Annotated in this window: 14 protein-coding genes and 1 pseudogene; 7 read left to right on the top strand and 8 right to left on the bottom strand. The window is 67.5% G+C overall.

Going from position 1 to position 16,759, the window contains the following annotated elements:
* Positions 1-47: 47 nt before the first annotated feature.
* The 3 genes from EV643_RS18125 (at position 48) to EV643_RS44185 (ending at position 3,044) form a co-directional block, all read left to right on the top strand.
* Positions 48-818, top strand: coding sequence for an enoyl-CoA hydratase/isomerase family protein (locus tag EV643_RS18125; RefSeq protein ID WP_202869605.1), 771 nt, complete (start codon positions 48-50; stop codon positions 816-818).
* A gap of 49 nt (positions 819-867) precedes the next feature.
* Positions 868-2,781, top strand: a complete 1,914-nt coding sequence (locus EV643_RS18120) for an ABC transporter ATP-binding protein (protein ID WP_238165652.1) — start codon at positions 868-870, stop codon at positions 2,779-2,781.
* Between the two features lie 86 nt (positions 2,782-2,867).
* Positions 2,868-3,044 (top strand): hypothetical protein, encoded by a 177-nt coding sequence (locus tag EV643_RS44185; RefSeq protein WP_166665483.1) that lies wholly within the window; start codon positions 2,868-2,870, stop codon positions 3,042-3,044.
* Positions 3,045-3,119: 75 nt separating this feature from the next.
* Here EV643_RS44185 and EV643_RS18115 read toward each other — a convergent pair whose 3' ends face one another.
* Positions 3,120-3,623, bottom strand: coding sequence for a hypothetical protein (locus EV643_RS18115; protein WP_133801261.1), 504 nt, complete (start codon positions 3,621-3,623; stop codon positions 3,120-3,122).
* A 148-nt stretch (positions 3,624-3,771) separates the two neighbouring features.
* Here EV643_RS18115 and EV643_RS18110 point away from each other — a divergent pair, with 148 nt between their 5' ends.
* Positions 3,772-4,836, top strand: a complete 1,065-nt coding sequence (locus EV643_RS18110; protein ID WP_133801260.1) for an ATP-dependent DNA ligase — start codon at positions 3,772-3,774, stop codon at positions 4,834-4,836.
* A 143-nt stretch (positions 4,837-4,979) separates the two neighbouring features.
* On the top strand, positions 4,980-5,513 hold the full coding sequence (locus EV643_RS18105) for an FHA domain-containing protein (protein WP_133801259.1): 534 nt from the start codon (positions 4,980-4,982) through the stop codon (positions 5,511-5,513).
* 66 nt (positions 5,514-5,579) lie between these two features.
* Here EV643_RS18105 and hemB read toward each other — a convergent pair whose 3' ends face one another.
* From hemB to EV643_RS18080, 5 genes are all read right to left on the bottom strand, one after another.
* On the bottom strand, positions 5,580-6,575 hold the full coding sequence (gene hemB / locus EV643_RS18100) for a porphobilinogen synthase (protein ID WP_440589968.1): 996 nt from the start codon (positions 6,573-6,575) through the stop codon (positions 5,580-5,582).
* Positions 6,576-6,787: 212 nt separating this feature from the next.
* On the bottom strand, positions 6,788-7,204 hold the full coding sequence (locus EV643_RS18095) for an excisionase (protein WP_133801257.1): 417 nt from the start codon (positions 7,202-7,204) through the stop codon (positions 6,788-6,790).
* A gap of 40 nt (positions 7,205-7,244) precedes the next feature.
* Complete coding sequence (locus EV643_RS18090) at positions 7,245-7,817, bottom strand: PIN domain-containing protein (protein WP_133801256.1); 573 nt, start codon at positions 7,815-7,817, stop codon at positions 7,245-7,247.
* Positions 7,818-7,830: 13 nt separating this feature from the next.
* Complete coding sequence (locus EV643_RS18085) at positions 7,831-8,256, bottom strand: hypothetical protein (protein ID WP_133801255.1); 426 nt, start codon at positions 8,254-8,256, stop codon at positions 7,831-7,833.
* Positions 8,257-8,295: 39 nt separating this feature from the next.
* The gene (locus EV643_RS18080) at positions 8,296-9,264 is read right to left on the bottom strand and encodes a LysR family transcriptional regulator (RefSeq protein ID WP_238165651.1); all 969 of its coding nucleotides are present in this window, start codon (positions 9,262-9,264) and stop codon (positions 8,296-8,298) included.
* A 202-nt stretch (positions 9,265-9,466) separates the two neighbouring features.
* Between EV643_RS18080 and EV643_RS18075 the strand changes: the two genes are divergently transcribed.
* Entirely contained in the window at positions 9,467-12,778 is a 3,312-nt protein-coding gene (locus EV643_RS18075) for a M20/M25/M40 family metallo-hydrolase (RefSeq protein ID WP_133801254.1), read from the top strand.
* Between the two features lie 58 nt (positions 12,779-12,836).
* On the opposite strand, the gene EV643_RS18070 is transcribed toward EV643_RS18075, so the two are convergent.
* Positions 12,837-13,811, bottom strand: a complete 975-nt coding sequence (locus EV643_RS18070; protein ID WP_133801253.1) for a zinc-binding dehydrogenase — start codon at positions 13,809-13,811, stop codon at positions 12,837-12,839.
* A gap of 145 nt (positions 13,812-13,956) precedes the next feature.
* Between EV643_RS18070 and EV643_RS18065 the strand changes: the two genes are divergently transcribed.
* Positions 13,957-15,186, top strand: a complete 1,230-nt coding sequence (locus tag EV643_RS18065) for an ROK family transcriptional regulator (RefSeq protein ID WP_133801252.1) — start codon at positions 13,957-13,959, stop codon at positions 15,184-15,186.
* Between the two features lie 41 nt (positions 15,187-15,227).
* On the opposite strand, the pseudogene EV643_RS18060 reads toward EV643_RS18065, so the two are convergent.
* Positions 15,228-16,562: pseudogene (locus EV643_RS18060) on the bottom strand (GH1 family beta-glucosidase); the annotation flags it as partial.
* Positions 16,563-16,759 lie beyond the last annotated feature (197 nt).

Genomic DNA, 16,759 nt, shown 5'->3' with positions numbered 1-16,759 from the left:
ACGAAGACCGCGCGGAAAGTCGTGCCGGAACGCGTATGTTCACAGGCATGACAGATCTTGGACTGCGGTTGACGGTGGATGGTCCGGTGGCCCGGGTGGTGCTGGACCGGCCGGAGGTGCGTAATGCGCAGACTCCGGCGATGTGGCGGGCGCTGGCCGAGTTCGGGGCGGCGCTGCCGTCCGAGGTGCGGGTGATCGTGGTGTCGGGGGAGGGGCCGTCGTTCTCGGCCGGGCTGGACCGCCGCTTGATCATGGGTGAGACCATCGAAGGTGAGGAACCACTTCTCGCGCTCGGTGCCCGGCCGGCTTCGGAGGTGCATGCGGCGATCGCGGGGTTCCAGGAGGGCTTCTCCTGGTTGCGCCGGCCGGAGTTCGTGAGTATCGCGGCGGTTCAGGGGCACGCGATCGGGGCGGGATTCCAGCTAGCGCTGGCGTGCGATCTGCGGGTCGTCGCCACGGACGCCAAGTTCAGCATGCGTGAGCCGGCGCTTGGGCTGGTGCCGGATCTGGGCGGGACGCAGCCACTGGTCCAGCTCGTCGGGTATTCGCGAGCGCTGGAGATCTGTACGACCTCGCGGTGGGTGGAGGCCGGCGAGGCTCGCGAGTTCGGGTTGGCCAACATCGTCGTCCCGGCCGAGGAGCTGGCGGGGACGGTGAAGGATCTGTCCGAGGCGTTGCTGGGTCCGTTGCCCGGTGCGATCCGGGAGACGAAGGCGTTGCTGCTGGGCGCGGCCGACGCGTCGTACGAGGAGCAGTTGAAGGCGGAGCGGGAGGCGCAGGCGCGGAGACTGACCGAGTTGCTGGGAAGTTTGGGTTGACCTCGACTGTTGTCAAGGTTGACGGGGTGGCGGAAGCGGAGGAGACCGGATGTCATCGGGAATGATGCGGGTCGGCGGTGGCATGGGCGGCGGCATGGGCGCGGGCGGCTGGCGGCGGCAGGACGCGTCCGTGGTGAACCAGAAGCTGGCCAAGGGCACGGTGCGCCGGATCGTCCGGTTCGCGAAGCCGTTCCGCGCACAGATCACGCTCTTCCTGGTGCTGGTGGTGATCTCGGCGTTCCTGGTGATCGCCTCGCCGCTGCTGTTCAAGAAGATCGTTGACGACGGCATCAGCAAGGGCAACGCCGGCCTGGTGACCGGGCTGGCCTTGCTGGTCGCGCTGCTTGCGGTGATCGAGGCGGGGCTCGGGTTGTTCCAGCGCTGGTTCTCCGCGCAGATCGGGGAGGGGCTGATCTTCGACCTGCGGACCAAGGTGTTCGCGCACGTTCAGCAGATGCCGGTGGCCTTCTTCACCCGGACCCAGACCGGTGCGCTCGTCTCCCGGTTGAACACCGACGTGATCGGCGCCCAGCAGGCATTCACGTCGACTCTATCCGGAGTCGTGTCGAACATCATCAGCCTGATCCTCGTGATCGGCGCGATGCTGTTGCTGAGCTGGCAGCTCACGGTGGTGGCGATCCTGCTGCTTCCGGTGTTCCTGGTTCCCGCACGGATTCTCGGGCGGCGGCTGGCGGCGCTGACCCGGGAGCAGATGCAGCTCAACGCGGACATGTCGACGGCGATGACCGAGCGCTTCAGTGTCGGCGGCGCGCTGCTGGTAACGCTGTTCGGCAAGCCGGAGCTCGAGAACAGCGACTTCGGCGAGCGGGCCGGCCGGGTCCGTGACCTCGGCATCCGGACCGCGATGCTCGGCCGGGTGTTCTTCACCGCCCTGACCTTGGTCGCATCGCTGGCAACGGCTCTCGTGTACGGCGTGGGCGGCAACCTCGCCGTCCGGAGCAGCCTGACGATCGGGACGCTGTTGGCGCTCGTGGCTCTGCTCGGGCGGCTCTACGGTCCGCTGACCGCCCTGTCCAACGTCCGAGTGGACGTGATGACCGCGCTGGTGTCGTTCGAGCGGGTCTTCGAGGTCCTCGACCTGGAACCGATGATCCAGGACGCGCCCGACGCACCGGATCTGCCGGCCGACGCGGCGACGGTTTCGTTCGACCACGTCGCCTTCTCCTATCCGACCGCCGATCAGGTCTCGCTGGCGAGCCTCGAATCCGTCGCCGTGCTGGACAAGCGGGCCTCGGCGCAGGTGCTGGAAGACATCAGCTTCACCGTTGAACCGGGTCAGATGTTCGCCCTGGTCGGCCCGTCCGGCGCCGGTAAGACCACCATCACGAACCTGGTCGCCCGGCTGTACGACGTGACGGGTGGTTCGGTGCGCGTCGGTGGTCAGGACGTCCGCGACGTGACCCTGCGATCGCTGCACGACGCGATCGGGTACGTGACCCAGGACGCGCACATGTTCCACGACACGATCCGCGCGAACCTCGCCTACGCGAAACCCGGCGCGACCGACGAGGAGATGATCGACGCGTTGACCTCGGCGCAGGTGTGGGACCTGGTGTCCTCGCTGCCCGACGGCCTCGACACGGTGGTGGGGGATCGCGGCCATCGCCTGTCGGGTGGCGAGCGGCAGCGGCTGGCGATCGCGAGATTGTTGCTCAAGGCACCCCACATCGTGGTCCTGGACGAGGCGACCGCACATCTCGACTCCGAGTCGGAGGTCGCGGTCCAGCAGGCCCTCGACACGGCGCTGGAGGGCCGGACGTCGCTGGTGATCGCACACCGGCTCTCCACCGTCCGCAACGCCGACCAGATCCTCGTGGTCGACCGCGGACGCATCGTCGAACGCGGCACGCACCTCCAACTGCTCGCCCTCGACGGTGAATACGCGGACCTCTACCGGACCCAGTTCACCCAGTCCGCCTCCTCCACCGCCGCCGGGGTCTGACGGTTCGCCGTACCGGGTTGGTCGGCTATCACCAGGGGTAATGTTGATAGCTGGGAACATTGTCCGGACGTGAGGGAGGACGCGGAATGTTCAAGCTCGCACTCGTCCTGGGCGCGGGGTACACCGGCTTCCGCCTCGCCTACCAGTCCGAAGACGGCATCCACTACGGCAAGGTCGGCGACCAAACCCTCCGCACCGGCCTCTCCCTCTTCTTCGCAGCACTGTCGGCCGGCCTGACCTACGCAGCCCTACTCCTACCCTGACCGCACCCGCCCCCGAGCTTGTCCGGCTCTGCGCCTACGCGGCGCTGAGCTCGGCGGTGGGGCCTTGGGCAACGGTTACTTCTTGGCCTTCTTCTGCTCCTCTTGTTCGAGGAGGTGGAGGACGGGGACACCCAGGTGGCGACGGGCGCTGTTGGTCCAGTCGAGGTGGAAGAACTCGGCGACGATGTGCGGCCTGGTGAGGATGATGACCTCCCGTCCGCTGACCTTGTTCACGGTCGCGGTGAGAGCGTCGATCGGGCGGTCGTGGGTGATCCCGCCCTCGGCCTGTTGATCGAGGTCGCGAAGCCGCTGGACGCTCCGGCTGGTGCAGTCCTTTGCTTCGCTGTCGATCGCGCGCTGGGCCTCGGCGAGCTCTTGGCGTTGGTCGATCAGGCCGGCGCCGTAGAGGTCCGCGGTACCGAGGGCGCTGATCGACGCCTCGACCCCGGCCTCGGCGTTGTGGCAGGGCACCAGCACGTGGTACTTCACCGGTTCCGGCATGTCCTGGTGCAGCGCGACGACGCGCTTGGCGTCCGGCTCCGACAGTTCCTGTTCGACGAGCAGTACGACGTCGTACATCTCGGTACCTCCGGTCCTACCAGTCGGTATGCCTCCATGATGCCGCTACCAGGCCCTGAGGGAACCGATTCTCGGGCGAAAGTCTGGAAAACTCCGTCGCCCGGTCCGGCGGGTCGGCAGTGATCGCCGCACGATGCAGAATGGCGGCATGCAGCTACCCGTGATGCCGCCGGTCCCGCCGATGTTGGCGAAGGCGGTGAAGCAGATCCCGGACGGTGACCTGAGCTTCGAGCCGAAGTGGGACGGTTTCCGCTCGATCGTGTTCCGCGACGGCGACGAGGTCGAGATCGGCAGCCGGAACGAGAAGCCGATGACCCGGTACTTCCCGGAGCTCGTCGAGGCGATCAAGGTTAACCTGCCGGAACGCTGCGTGATCGACGGCGAGATCGTCCAGGTCGGTGAGTCGGGCGACCGGCTGGAATTCGAGCTGCTGCAACAGCGGATCCACCCGGCCGCGTCCCGGGTGAAGATGCTCTCGGAGACGACGCCGGCGAAGTTCGTCGCGTTCGACCTGCTCGCGCTGGGCGACACCGACTACACGGACCGTCCGTTCGCCGAGCGCCGCGCCGCCCTCGAGGAGGCGCTCGCGCCCGCGAAGGCGCCGATCCACCTGACCCGGACGACGACCGACAAGTCCCTGGCGACGGAGTGGTTCCACCAGTTCGAGGGCGCCGGACTCGACGGCGTGATCGCCAAACCGCTGGCCGGGCTGTACGAACCGGACAAGCGGACCATGTTCAAGGTCAAGCACGAGCGCACCGCGGACTGCGTGGTCGCCGGCTATCGCCTGCACAAGAGCGGCCCGAACCGGATCGGCTCCCTCCTCCTCGGCCTGTACGACGAGGAGGGCGTCCTCGCCAGCGTCGGCGTGATCGGGGCGTTCCCGCTGGCCCGGCGCGAGGAACTCTTCGAGGAGATGCAGGAACTCGTCACCGACTTCGACAACCACCCCTGGGCCTGGGCGAAGCAGGAAGAGGGCACCCGCACCCCACGCAACGCCGAAGGCAGCCGCTGGCAGGCCGGCAAGGACCTCAGCTTCATCCCGCTCCGCCCCGAGCGCGTCGTCGAGGTTCGCTACGACCACATGGAAGGCGTCCGCTTCCGCCACACCGCCCAGTTCGTCCGCTGGCGCCCCGACCGAACCCCCGAATCCTGCACCTACGCCCAACTAGAAGAACCCATCAAATTCAGCCTGACCGACGTCCTCGGCTGACCGGCCGCGCGGACCGGCCGGCGTACTGCGCGGTTCGGGCTGCTGATGTACGCCGACGCCGGCCGGGCGCTCCGTCGTACCGGACTAGGCCTGTTGACTGTCCGTGCTGGACTTTGAACCTGACGGCAGCGGACAATTCCCGCATGGCATCCGGACTGGGATTGACGCGTCCCTCGGACGCCGAGCGGGACCGTGCCTTGGCGATCCTCCGCGAGGGCGCCGGCACCGGCCGACTGTCCCACGACACCTTCGTCCGCCGGATGAACTTCGTACTCCACGCCCAGAGCCGCCGCGAACTCGCCGCCGCCACCCACGACCTCCCCGGCCGCGAACCCCGCGTGATCGACTGGTTCCGCCGACTGGTCGACCGCATCCCGCGGCTCACCGTCACCAAGCGCGTTCAACTCCCCGGCCTCGCCCTCCCACCACCCGGTTCCCCAACCGTCCGCATCGGCCGCGGCCCCGGCGCGACCCTGCGCATCCCGCACATCTCGGTCTCCCGCTACCACGCCGAACTCCGCCACGTCGACGACGGCTGGCTGGTCCGCGACCTCGGCTCGATGAACGGCACCCACCTCAACGGCCTCCGCATCACCACCCCCACCAAAGTCCGCCCCGGCGACCATCTCCAATTCGGCGCCGTCCCCTACCTCCTAACCTGGACCGACAACACCTAGCCCTCACCAGTGGGGCTCGCTCGCTGTTTCCTCACCACTGGCAGCCTTGCGCCGAGGTGTCCTCGCTCAGCGCTGGTTCAGCCAGCCGGCCGCCTCCACTGCCCAATAGGTGAGCACGATGTCGGCGCCCGCGCGGCGAATCCCGGTGAGCGTCTCCAGCACCGCGCGGTCCCGGTCGATCCAGCCGTTGGCCGCTGCGGTCTCGATCATCGCGTACTCGCCGGAGATCTGGTATGCGGCCACGGGCACGTCCGCGATGTCCTTCACCGCTCGGATGATGTCCAGATACGCCATGGCCGGCTTCACCATGACCATGTCGGCGCCCTCGTCCAGGTCCAGCCTGGCCTCCCGCAAAGCTTCACGCGCATTGGCCGGATCCTGCTGGTAGGTCTTGCGGTCGCCGATGAGCTGCGAGTCGACCGCCTCGCGGAACGGTCCATAGAAGGCGGACGCGTACTTGACCGCATAGGCGAGCACGGCCGCTTCGGGATGACCCGCCCGGTCCAGCGCGGCACGGATCGCGGCCACCTGGCCGTCCATCATGCCGCTCGACCCGACGACATGCGCCCCGGCTTCGATCTGCGCCACGGCCATCTCACCGTAGATCCGCAGCGTGCGGTCGTTGTCCACCTGGCCGTGCTCATCGAGCACCCCGCAGTGACCATGGTCGGTGAACTCGTCGATGCACAGGTCGGACATGATCACCGTGCCGTCGCCTACCTCGGCCCGCACATCGCGCAGCGCCGCGTTCAGCACGCCATCCGGGTCGAGGCCGCCGGTCCCGTCCGCGTCGTACTCGACCGGAATCCCGAACAGCATCACGCCGCCGATACCCGCTTCCACGGCTTCGACGACCGCTTTGCGAAACGAGTCACGGGTGTGCTGAAAGACGCCGGGCATCGAGGTGATCGGGATCGGCTCGGCGGCGCCTTCCTTGACGAACATCGGCAGCACCAGCTGACGCGGCTCCAGGCTGGTCTCGGCGACCAGTCGCCGCAGGGCAGGGGTACGCCGAAGCCGTCGCGGGCGCTGTTCCGGAAACACCGATGTCCTCCTTGAGATCGACTGTCTTGCAGCCTACGACCGCGTCGGCGACTGGTCGGAAACCACCCTCTGTGAGTCACGCACCAACGCGCAGTACCCGAGTTACTGCTCGTCGTAGGCGAGGGTCAGGAGAACGTCGGTGGTCAGCTGGCCACGCAGAACGTTCGCGTCCAGAAACGCTCGCCGACGGTCTGCCACTGTGCTCCTCAGTTCTCCGAACGCGGGGTGGATCAGTCACCGGTCTGCTCGTCCCAGAGATCCTCGCTGAGTAGTTCGTCGAGGGCTGCGCGGCTCTCGGCTTTCAGACGCGCCTTGAGCTCGACGACATCGGCGAGCTTGACCCAGTCGACGTACTGGCTGGAGCGGAAGGGAATCCAGCCTTCCGCGACATAGGCCCGCAGTTCGTCGCGCGGCATGTCGACGGCGTCGGCGGCCTCGTCGATCGGCAGCTCCGGACGCAGCGGCGTCACCTTGACGGCCTGGTTGTGAGCGAGCACGGATTCCACGAACCTGAGGACCTCGAAGACCTTCGGCGGAATGTCGTGGCGGGTGCCGTCAGGCCCGATCAACGCGGGGCCGTTCGGTGCGAGGAACCGCGATGCCTCGTCGAGCTGAAAGACCTGTGGCTGTGTCGGCTTCCTCTCCATGAGTGGAAGGCTATTGGCCCCGGAGCTCGCGCGATCGGATTCAGTCATCGCGTGGTTCCTCCGAGCGCCGGGTGCCGTCAGGACCGAAGAGCGCTGGACCGTCCGGCACGATTCGGCGGTCGGCATCCTCGGGCAGAACGTCCGCTACTTCTCTTTTGCGGTCGACCATCTTGTTCATCGCTGAGGTCACCCGATCCGGGCTCTCGGTGAGCAAGCGGTTGAGGAAGGCCGACGTCCGCTCCACCTTCATCGCGTTGGAGCCGCTGGAGGGCGGGTCGAAGTCCTTGGTGTTCTCGGTAACCAACACGGTCGACTTCGAGTGCACCGCGGCGGCGAGGACGTGTTTGTCCTTCTCGTCCGCCTGCATCTCCGGCATCAGGCGCTCGTAGCCGGAGGTCATCGCCGCCGGAAACACCTTGTTCATCTGGTCGAAGCGTGCGTCGATCTTCGCCTCGCTGACTCCATCAGGGCGGTTGCGCTTGACCTCGGCGAGGACCTCCTGTGACCAGCGCGGGCTGAAGAGACGCTCGTGAGCAAGCGTCAGCAGGACGTCCGTGGTCAGTTGGCCACGCAGAACGTTCGCGTCCAGGAAGGCGCGCGGGCGGTTTGCCATGGTCGGAGGATCCTCACCGTTCCGTTGTGGATCCGCCGTCGTCCCAGGACTCTTCTTCGGCCAGGGTCTGCAAGGCTTGTTCTCGGTCGGCGTTGAGGCGTGCGTTGAAGGCCAGTACGTCGGACAGCTTCACCCAGTCGACGTACTCGTCGGAGCGGAACGGGATATCGCCTCGGCCGGCGAACAATCGCAGCTCTTCGCGGTCCATCTCGATCGCGTCGGCGGCCTCGTCGATCGGCAGTTCGTCACGCAGGGGCGTGACCTGGACCGCGTACCCCTTGAGCATCGCGGCCTCCACGAAGCGCAGTACCTCGTAGACCTTCGGTGGGATGTCCCGGCGCCCACCGTCCGGGCCGACAAGTGTGGGTCCGTCGGGAACGAGTCGCCGGTCGCTGTCGGCCAGGAGGAAGATCTCCGGGCGGCTGGGCATCACATCCATGCCGGAAGTCTAGGGCGGTGGGGCGTTCGGGGGTGGGAGTTATGCACAGGGGGCGTGGATGGTGGGGTGGGCGGTGGGGGTGGTTTGCCACCAGGGGTGGGTGGTGGCGTTGTCGGCGATGGTGGCGCGGTAGGTGTCGATGAAAGCCTGGTGGATGACGTTGATGTCGGCGCGGCTGATGGTTTCGGGGCGCCAGCGGAGGGCGCGGCGCCAGATGACGGGCTGGCCGGCGAGGGGGCGGATGACCGTGGTCGGGATCGGGCGGACGGTGGGTGCGCACAGGCAGATGCCGCGGCCTTCGCCGATGAGTTGCTCGATCTCGGCGCTGTCCAGGTTCGGGTAGCGGACCTGTGGGCTGAATCCGACTGCCTCACAGGCCTCGCGGAGGACGGCGAGGTCGCCGTCCTCCTTGCCGGCGGGCGGGATGATCCAGGTGTCCTCGGCGAGGTCCGCCAGCTGGATCTCGTCGCGCGACGCCAACCGGTGGGTGGCCGGCAGCGCGACGGCGAACGGTTCCGGGTAGACCATGGTCTGCTCGACGGCCCGGGCTGGACACGGTGGGGCATGCGCATCGTCGCACCGGCCGAGCATGATCACGTCGACGACGTCGGCCGCAAGCAGGTCAGTCAGTACTGCGCACGACGTGTCCACCTGCGTCGTGATCTGACGGTCTGGCAGTAGTTCCTCGAGACGGGACAACCAGGCACCGAACATGACCGTCCGGACCGAACCGAGTCGCAGCGGTCCCGGTCGTGCCGAATAGCGCCGGCTGGAACCGAGCAGGTCGTCCATGTCGGCGAGCATCGCGCGCGCTCTGCCGAGTACGTGTTTGCCCAACGGCGTCGGCAGTATGCCGAACGGGCTGCGCTCGAACAGCGGGCCGCCGATCGTGTCCTCGATCCGGTGGAGCTGCGCGGTCAGGGACGGCTGGGAGACGCCGAGCGCGGCCGCCGCCTTGGAGACGCTGCCGCTGTCGGCCAGTCGGCAGACAACTCGCAGGTGTCGCATTTCCAGCTCTATAGCGGCGAGGCTATGCCCTGCTGAGATATCACAGCCAGCACTCGGCGGTGCCAATCTCGTTGCCTAGAGGACGCCGCGAGTTCATCCGCCTGCCCAGGAGCCCACGGTCTCCTCACCACGTCACCCGCCGGTCCGCTGCAGCCCCCGGCCGGTGGCGGGGGTCCCGCCCCCCTCAGTGAGGAAGTGTCCCGTGAATCGCACCGTCCTGCGCACTGTCGCGGCCGGCTGCGTCCTGAGCCTCGCGGCGGTCACCGCATCGGTGATCGCCACCCGGCTCCCCGCAGCAGACGCACAGGCCGATCCACCGGTGAATCCGCGTACCGCCGCCATCCGTACGGCCGAGCGGCTGGTCGAAGGCCGTGCCGCCGAACTCAAGGCCGGCACCGGCGACCAGTTCATCCGCCAACCGGAGATCAGCACCCCCTGGGGTCTGCAGTACGTCCCGTACCAGCGCACGTACTACGACCTGCCGGTGATCGGCGGCGACTTCGTCCTCACAACCGATGCCAAGGGCAACGCCCGGGGGATCAACATCGCTCAGCGGCAGCCCATCGACGTCAACCGGCATCCGGTGATCAGCAAGGCCACAGCCAAGCGGACAGCGACAAAGGCGATCGACCAGGGCAAACCGGCCAACGGTGATCCCACACTGGTCGTGTACGCGGGCGGCGCCAAGCCCGTGCTCGCCTGGGAGACGATCGTGCAGGGCACGCACGACGACGAGGCGAGCAGGCAGCAGGTGTACGTCGATGCCCGGTCCGGCAAGGTCGTCCACTCGATCGAGCAGACCGCATCCGGCACCGGTACGGGTGTGTGGAACGGCGCGAACCTGTCGTTCGGGACGACCCAGAGCGGTTCGCAGTACACGATGAGCGACCCGGGCCGCCCCAACCTGCGGTGTGCCGACTACAGCACCGGGACCGTGTACTCCGGACCGGACGACGTCTGGGGGAGTACCTCCAAGACCGACAAGGAAGCCGGGTGTGTCGACGTTATGTACGTCGCGGCCGGCGAGTGGAACATGCTCAAGGACTGGTACGGGCGCAACGGCCTTGACGGGCAGGGGCGCTGGGCCGACGCCCTGGTCGGACTGGGCGACGTCAACGCGTACTGGGGTCACCAGAGCAACCCGGACGGCGTGGTGTTCGGCTACAACAACAGCCGGCAGTGGATCACCGGGACCGACGTGGTCGCGCACGAGTACGGGCACGGCCTGGACGCCAAGACGCCCGGTGGGATCTCCGGCCATCCGTCCCAGGAGTCGGTCGCGGACATCTGGGGCACGCTGACCGAGCACTACCTGAACAACCCGAACGACCCACCGGACTACGAGGTCGGTGAGGAGATCAACCTGCAAGGCAGCGGCCCGATCCGGTACATGTACGAGCCGGCCAAGATCTCCGGTCATCCGAACTGCTACTCCACCAGCCTGCCGTCGTCCGTGCACGCCGCGGCCGGCCCGATGAACCACTGGTTCTACCTGCTCGCCGAGGGGAGCAACCCGGGCAACGGCAAGCCGGCCAGCCCGACCTGCAACAACAGCACGATCACCGGTATCGGTCACCAGGAAGCCTGCAAGATCTTCTACAACACGATGCTCGCCAAGACCTCCAACATGAGCTACCCGGAGTGGCGGGTGGCGACGCTGGCGGCGGCCAAGAACCTCGACAGCGGCTGCGCCCTGCACGCGAAGGTGAAAGCGGCCTGGGACGCGGTTGCCCTGGGCACCCACTCCGGGGAGAGCACCTGTACGGCGACCGGCAACGACTTCACCATGTCCGTCTCGCCGGCGAGTGGTTCGGTCAAGCCGGGGGAGTCCGTGACGGCGACGGTGAACACCGTGATCGGCAACGGCTCGGCGCAGACCGTCCAGTTGAGTGCGACCGGTCTGCCGTCGGGTGCGACCGCATCGTTCGAGCCCTCGTCCGTGCAGTCGGGCAACTCGTCGACGCTGACGATCAGCACAACGTCCAGCACGCCCGACGGCAGTTACGACGTACAGATCACCGGTGACGGAACGGCCGTCGACCGGACCGCGACGTACCGGCTCACCGTCGGCGGGACCGCCCCGCCCGCCGGCGTACCGGACCTCGATGTGGAGAAGGTGAAGGCGCATGTCGCCGCTCTGCAACAGGCCGCTGACAACAACGGTGGGCATCGCCGGGCGGGTAGTGCGGGCTACACGGCGTCTGTGAACTACGTTGAGCAGAAGCTGCGCGATGCCGGGTTCACCGTCGTGAAGCAGCGTTGCACGAACTGCGTCTACCCGTCGGACAACGTGATCGCCGACTACCCGGGTGGTGACGCCAACCAGGTCGTGATGCTCGGCGCACACCTGGACGGCGTGAGTGCCGGTCCGGGGAGCAACGACAACGCGACCGGTTCGGCCGTGATCCTCGAGACGGCATTGGCGCTCGCGGCGAAGAACCCGGCGCTGGCCAGGCACGTGCGGTTCGGCTGGTGGACCGATGAGGAACAGGGGCTGAACGGCTCGGAGTACTACGTCGGCCAGCTGTCCTCGGCCGATCGGTCGAAGATCAAGGCGTACCTGAACTTCGACATGGTCGGATCGGTCAACGCCGGCTACTTCGTCAACAACATCAGCACCGAGACCGGCCAGGTGCTGAAGGCGTTCTACGACGGGCTGAACCTGCAGCCGGAGGAGAACACCGAGGGCGCCGGACGGTCCGACGACGCGTCCTTCAAGAACGCCGGGATCCCGACCAGCGGGGTCGCCTCGGGTGCGAGTGCACGCAAGACGACGGCGCAGGCACAGAAGTGGGGCGGTACTTCGGGTTCGGCGTATGACCCGTGCTACCACGCCGCGTGTGACAAGTATCCGGCGAACGTCGCCTCGACGGTTCTGGACCGCAGTGCCGACGCGGCGGCGTACGGGTTGTGGAAGCTTGCCGTGAGCGACAACCCGCCGTCGGACGACGACTTCTCGCTGTCGGTGAGCCCGTCCTCGGGATCCGTCGCGGCCGGCAGTTCGGTGCAGACGACAGTCAGTACTACGACCGTCAGCGGCGACCCGCAAACGGTGCAGTTGTCCGCGATCGGTCTGCCGACGGGTGCGACGGCCACGTTCTCGCCGTCTTCGGTGACTTCAGGTGATTCGTCGAGGCTCACCTTGGCGACGTCGACGTCGACTCCGGCCGGGACTTACCAGGTGACGGTGAAGGGAACCGGGGCGGTCAGCCACGAGGCGACGTACAGCCTGGCTGTGACGGGGACGTCGACCGGGACGGTGACTGTGCAGAACCCGGGCAACCAGTACGGATTCGTCGGTTGGCAGAGCTTCCCGCTGCAGATCCGGGCGACCTCGAGTACGGGACGGCCGATCACTTTCCGGGCGACCGGGTTGCCTGCCGGTCTGTCGATCAGTTCGGCCGGGGTCATCTCGGGGACGCCGACCAGCCGCGGCTCTTACACGACAACAGTGACTGGGACCGACAGTGGTGGGGCGAGCGGCAGTACCACTTTCGGCTACACGATCTGGTAAGCCCGCAGCTGCAGCAGCCCTTCCGGTGGCGGTGAAGGGCTGCTGCAGCTTTCGTACGTTACGGAAGTAGCACGACCTTGCCGGTGGTTTCGCGGTTCTCCAGGGCGCGGTGGGCGTCGGCGGCCTTGGCGAGGGGGAAGGTGGTGGTCAGCGGTGACCAGCGGCCTTCGACGGACTCGGTGAGGGCGGCTGATTCGAGGGCGCGGAGCCGGTGCATCAGTTTGGGGCCGATGGCCCAGGTCGCCGTGAGGCCTCGGCTCATCAGGTCGTCCGTGGTCAGCTGGATCGGGCCGCCGCCGGACCAGCCGAACATCAGCAGCCGGCCGCCGACCCCGAGGAGATCGAAGGCGCGTTGGCCGCTTTCGCCGCCGACGCCATCGAGCACGACGGTCACCGCGCGGTCGCCGAGGTACTCGCGGACCCGGGCGCTCCAGTACAGCTCGGTGTAGTCGACGGCTAGGTGTGCGCCGAGTCCGCGGACCAGGCGGGCCTTGTCGGGTCCTCCGGCCAGGCCGATCACCGTTGCGCCGGCGTTGCGGGCGTACTGGACGAAGAGGCTGCCCATCCCACCTGCCGCCGCGGTGATGAGGACGACGTCGTCGGCGGTGACGGCAGCCTGCTCGAGAATGCCGATGGCAGTCCGGCCGGTACCGATGGTCGCCACGGCCGTCGCGGCGTCGAGATGGTCAGGGATCTCGTAAAGCGACTCGACCTTGGCGACCGCCTTCTCCGCGTAGCCGCCCGGCACCGGTCCGAGGTGCACCACGACCCGCTTGCCGATCCAGGCCTGGTCGACGCCCTCGCCAACGGATTCCACCCGGCCCGCGACTTCGCGACCGGGAATCGTGGGCAACTCGGGCGGCGGCACCGGCCCACCGCCGGCCGTCCCCGCACGGAGTACTGTGTCGAGCAGATGGACCCCGGCCGCCTCGACGACGATGAGCACCTGACCAGCGGCCGGTACGGGATCCGGCACCTGTTCGAAGACCAGATTCTCCGCCGGACCGAACTCGTGCAGCCTGATCGCGCGCATCACTTCTCCTCTGAATCTCGACCTCCGCGCCCGCTCCGAGCACCCTGGAAACGCTAGGACCTCAACAAGACTTGAGGTCAACTCAGAGCAGGAGTGCCCACTTCCTTACGTTGTGTACTAAAGTTCGCCCAGGGAGGGAGCTCAGGTGGCGAAGATCTTGAAGGGCGCGACCGCGCAGGAGACGCACAGCGCGATCCTGGACCTGATCCGGTCCAGTGGCACCGCCACGCGGGTCGAGCTGGCCCAGCGGTCCGGACTGACCGCGGCCTCGATCTCCCGGGTGGTCAAGCAGCTCCTCGCCGACGGGCTGATCGTCGAGACCGGCCCGGGCGACCCGACCGGCGGCAAGCGCGCGACGCTGCTGCAGTTCAACCCCCGCGCCCGGCACGCGGTCGGCATCTCGATCGACACCCTCAGCATCACCTACGTCATCACCGACATGAACGGCCGCGTGATCGAGCAGCTCGCCTCCCGCGGCATCGGCCGCGACACCCCCGCCACCGCGATCAAGCGAATCGTCAACGAGCTGGAAGACCTTATCCACAAGGCCGACGTCGAACCAGCGACCCTCGTCGGCGTAGGCGTCGCACTGGCCGGCCGGCAAGGCGCGGGAGAGAGCCTGCTGAGGTCCCGGGCGAACCGCTACGCCTGGGAACCGTTCGCAGTCATGGGCAAGCTGAGCGGTGCGATCGAATACCCGGTCGTGGTCGAGAACGACTCAACCTGCGCGGCGATCGGCGAGTTCTGGGCCGGCCGGATCCCGTCCGTCAACGACTTCGCCACCGTCTACCTGGCCGCCGGATTCGGCCTCGGCCTGGTCACCAACGGCGATGTGTACCGCGGTTCCTCGTCGAACGTCGGCGAGATCGGCCACATGGTGCTCGACGTCAAAGGCCCGAGCTGCTGGTGTGGCGGGTTCGGGTGCCTCGAGGCCCTGGCCGCGCCCGCGCGAGTGGTGTTCCTCGCCGGTCAGGACGACGGCCTGGTGCGCGATCTCGGCCTGCACGGCCGCAACAGTGCGATCCGCGCGGACTTCGCGAAGATCGCCCGTGGGGCCGTCGCCGGCGACCAACGTTGCCTGGCCCTGATCGAGAAGAGCGCCTGGTATCTGGCGAAGGCACTGCTCTCGATCACCAACCTGCTCGATCTCTCCCAGATCATCCTGGCCGGCCCAGGTTTCAGCGAGGCCGGCGAGATCTACGCCCGCGTCGCCTCCAACGAGCTCGGCCGCCTGTCCTTCGTCCGGGCGATGCACTCGACCCGGGTCGAGCTGTCCAAACTGGGTCCGAGCGCCGCCGCCCTCGGCGCCGCGTCCCTGGTCCTGCACAGCCGGCTGACGCCGCATCAGACCTCCAACCGGGCGCTCACCAGCTGACGGGCCTGCGGTGGATCAGCAACCACCGCAGGCGCCGTAACTCACAAAGAGCTGAGGAACGACTTCAGCCAAAGCCCGCTGTTCTTGACGATCCGCTCCTGCGTCGCGTAGTCCACGTAGACCAACCCGAACCGCCGGCTGAACCCGAACGACCACTCGAAGTTGTCCAGCAACGTCCAGGCGAAGTACCCCTTCACCGGCAACCCTTCCGCGATCACCGCACCAACCATCGCGATGTGCTGCTCCAGGTACTCCTGCCGCTTCACATCCTCGACCATCCCGCCGTCCGTCAGCTCATCCGGGTACGCCGCGCCGTTCTCGGTGATGTACAACGGCATCTCCGGCGCCAGCTCATTGATCGCCTTGAGGATGTCCCGCAACCCGCTCGGCTGGATTCCCCAGCCCATCTGGGTCTTCTCCAGACCGGTGTCGACGGCAACGATGTTCTCGCTGCCCGGCTGCGTCGTCGGCGTCCCCGGAGCCGAGATCGGCCCGTCCGGCGCCGCGACTGTCGACGGGCAGTAGTAGTTCACCCCGATGAAGTCCAGCGGCGCCGAGATCAGCCGGAGATCGTCGTCGTACTGCGCGAACCACTCGGTCATACCGGTGTCCTCGAGCACATCGGCCGGATACTTCCCGAGCAGCAACGGATCCAGGAACATCCGATTCCGCAACCCGTCGACCCGCCGGGCGGCATCCCGATCCGCTTCTGACGGCGAAGCGGCGTACACGGGCGCCGGGTTCAGCGCGATCCCGACCGTGTTGTCCGATTGCTTGATCGCCTGCAGCGCAAGTCCGTGCCCGAGCAGCAGGTGATGGACCGCCTTCATCGCGTCCGCGCCCTCGGTCCGCCCGGGCGCGTGCTCACCGTTGCCGTAGCCAAGGAACGCCGAGCACCACGGCTCGTTCAGCGTCATCCAGTCCTTGACCACGTCGGAGAGCGCTGCCTGGGTGATCGCCGCGTAGTCCCGGAACCGCTCGGCCGTGTCGCGCACGAGCCAGCCGCCGGCGTCCTCCAGCGGCTGGGGGAGATCCCAGTGATACAAGGTCGCGTACGGCGTGACGCCATTCTCCAGACAGGTCTCCCCGATCCTGCGGTAGAAGTCCAGTCCGGCCTGGTTCGCGGCCCCGCTCCCGCTCGGCACGATCCGCGGCCACGCGATGGAGAACCGGTACGCCGACAGCCCAAGGCCCGCCAGTAACCGGATGTCCTCGGCGTACCGGTGATAGTGGTCGTCGGCAACATCACCGGTCGTCCCGTCCGAGATCCGCCCCGGTGTGTGCGCGAAGGTGTCCCAGATGCTCGGCCCGCGCCCGTCCTCGGCAACCGCTCCCTCGACCTGGTACGACGCGGTCGCCGCGCCCCAAACGAATCCGGGCGGAAAAGTTCGTCACGCTGTCTCCTTCTCGGTACTGCGGGTCATGCGGTTCCGTCCAGCCGGGTCATGCCGTACTGGCTGGTGATCCGCCGTCGGACCTGACCAAGCTCTCCGCGCCCGGCGGGACACCCGTGTACGGCTCTACGAAACCCCGATGACAACTTCCTAACGTAAAGTAAGAAAGCGGTCAAGGT

Origin of the sequence: Kribbella caucasensis (assembly GCF_004361855.1) — a bacterium.
Lineage (GTDB): Bacteria > Actinomycetota > Actinomycetes > Propionibacteriales > Kribbellaceae > Kribbella > Kribbella caucasensis.
This window is presented reverse-complemented; position numbering and strand designations above follow the sequence as displayed.

Coding starts and splice junctions, on each gene's coding strand:
- EV643_RS18090 (WP_133801256.1), bottom strand. CDS start 7,817: ATGGCAAACCGCCCGCGCGCCTTCCTGGACGCGAACGTTCTGCGTGGC.
- EV643_RS18070 (WP_133801253.1), bottom strand. CDS start 13,811: ATGCGCGCGATCAGGCTGCACGAGTTCGGTCCGGCGGAGAATCTGGTC.
- EV643_RS18105 (WP_133801259.1), top strand. CDS start 4,980: ATGGCATCCGGACTGGGATTGACGCGTCCCTCGGACGCCGAGCGGGAC.
- EV643_RS18085 (WP_133801255.1), bottom strand. CDS start 8,256: ATGGATGTGATGCCCAGCCGCCCGGAGATCTTCCTCCTGGCCGACAGC.
- EV643_RS18080 (WP_238165651.1), bottom strand. CDS start 9,264: ATGCGACACCTGCGAGTTGTCTGCCGACTGGCCGACAGCGGCAGCGTC.
- EV643_RS18110 (WP_133801260.1), top strand. CDS start 3,772: ATGCAGCTACCCGTGATGCCGCCGGTCCCGCCGATGTTGGCGAAGGCG.
- EV643_RS18115 (WP_133801261.1), bottom strand. CDS start 3,623: ATGTACGACGTCGTACTGCTCGTCGAACAGGAACTGTCGGAGCCGGAC.
- EV643_RS18120 (WP_238165652.1), top strand. CDS start 868: ATGTCATCGGGAATGATGCGGGTCGGCGGTGGCATGGGCGGCGGCATG.
- EV643_RS18095 (WP_133801257.1), bottom strand. CDS start 7,204: ATGGAGAGGAAGCCGACACAGCCACAGGTCTTTCAGCTCGACGAGGCA.
- EV643_RS18125 (WP_202869605.1), top strand. CDS start 48: ATGACAGATCTTGGACTGCGGTTGACGGTGGATGGTCCGGTGGCCCGG.
- EV643_RS44185 (WP_166665483.1), top strand. CDS start 2,868: ATGTTCAAGCTCGCACTCGTCCTGGGCGCGGGGTACACCGGCTTCCGC.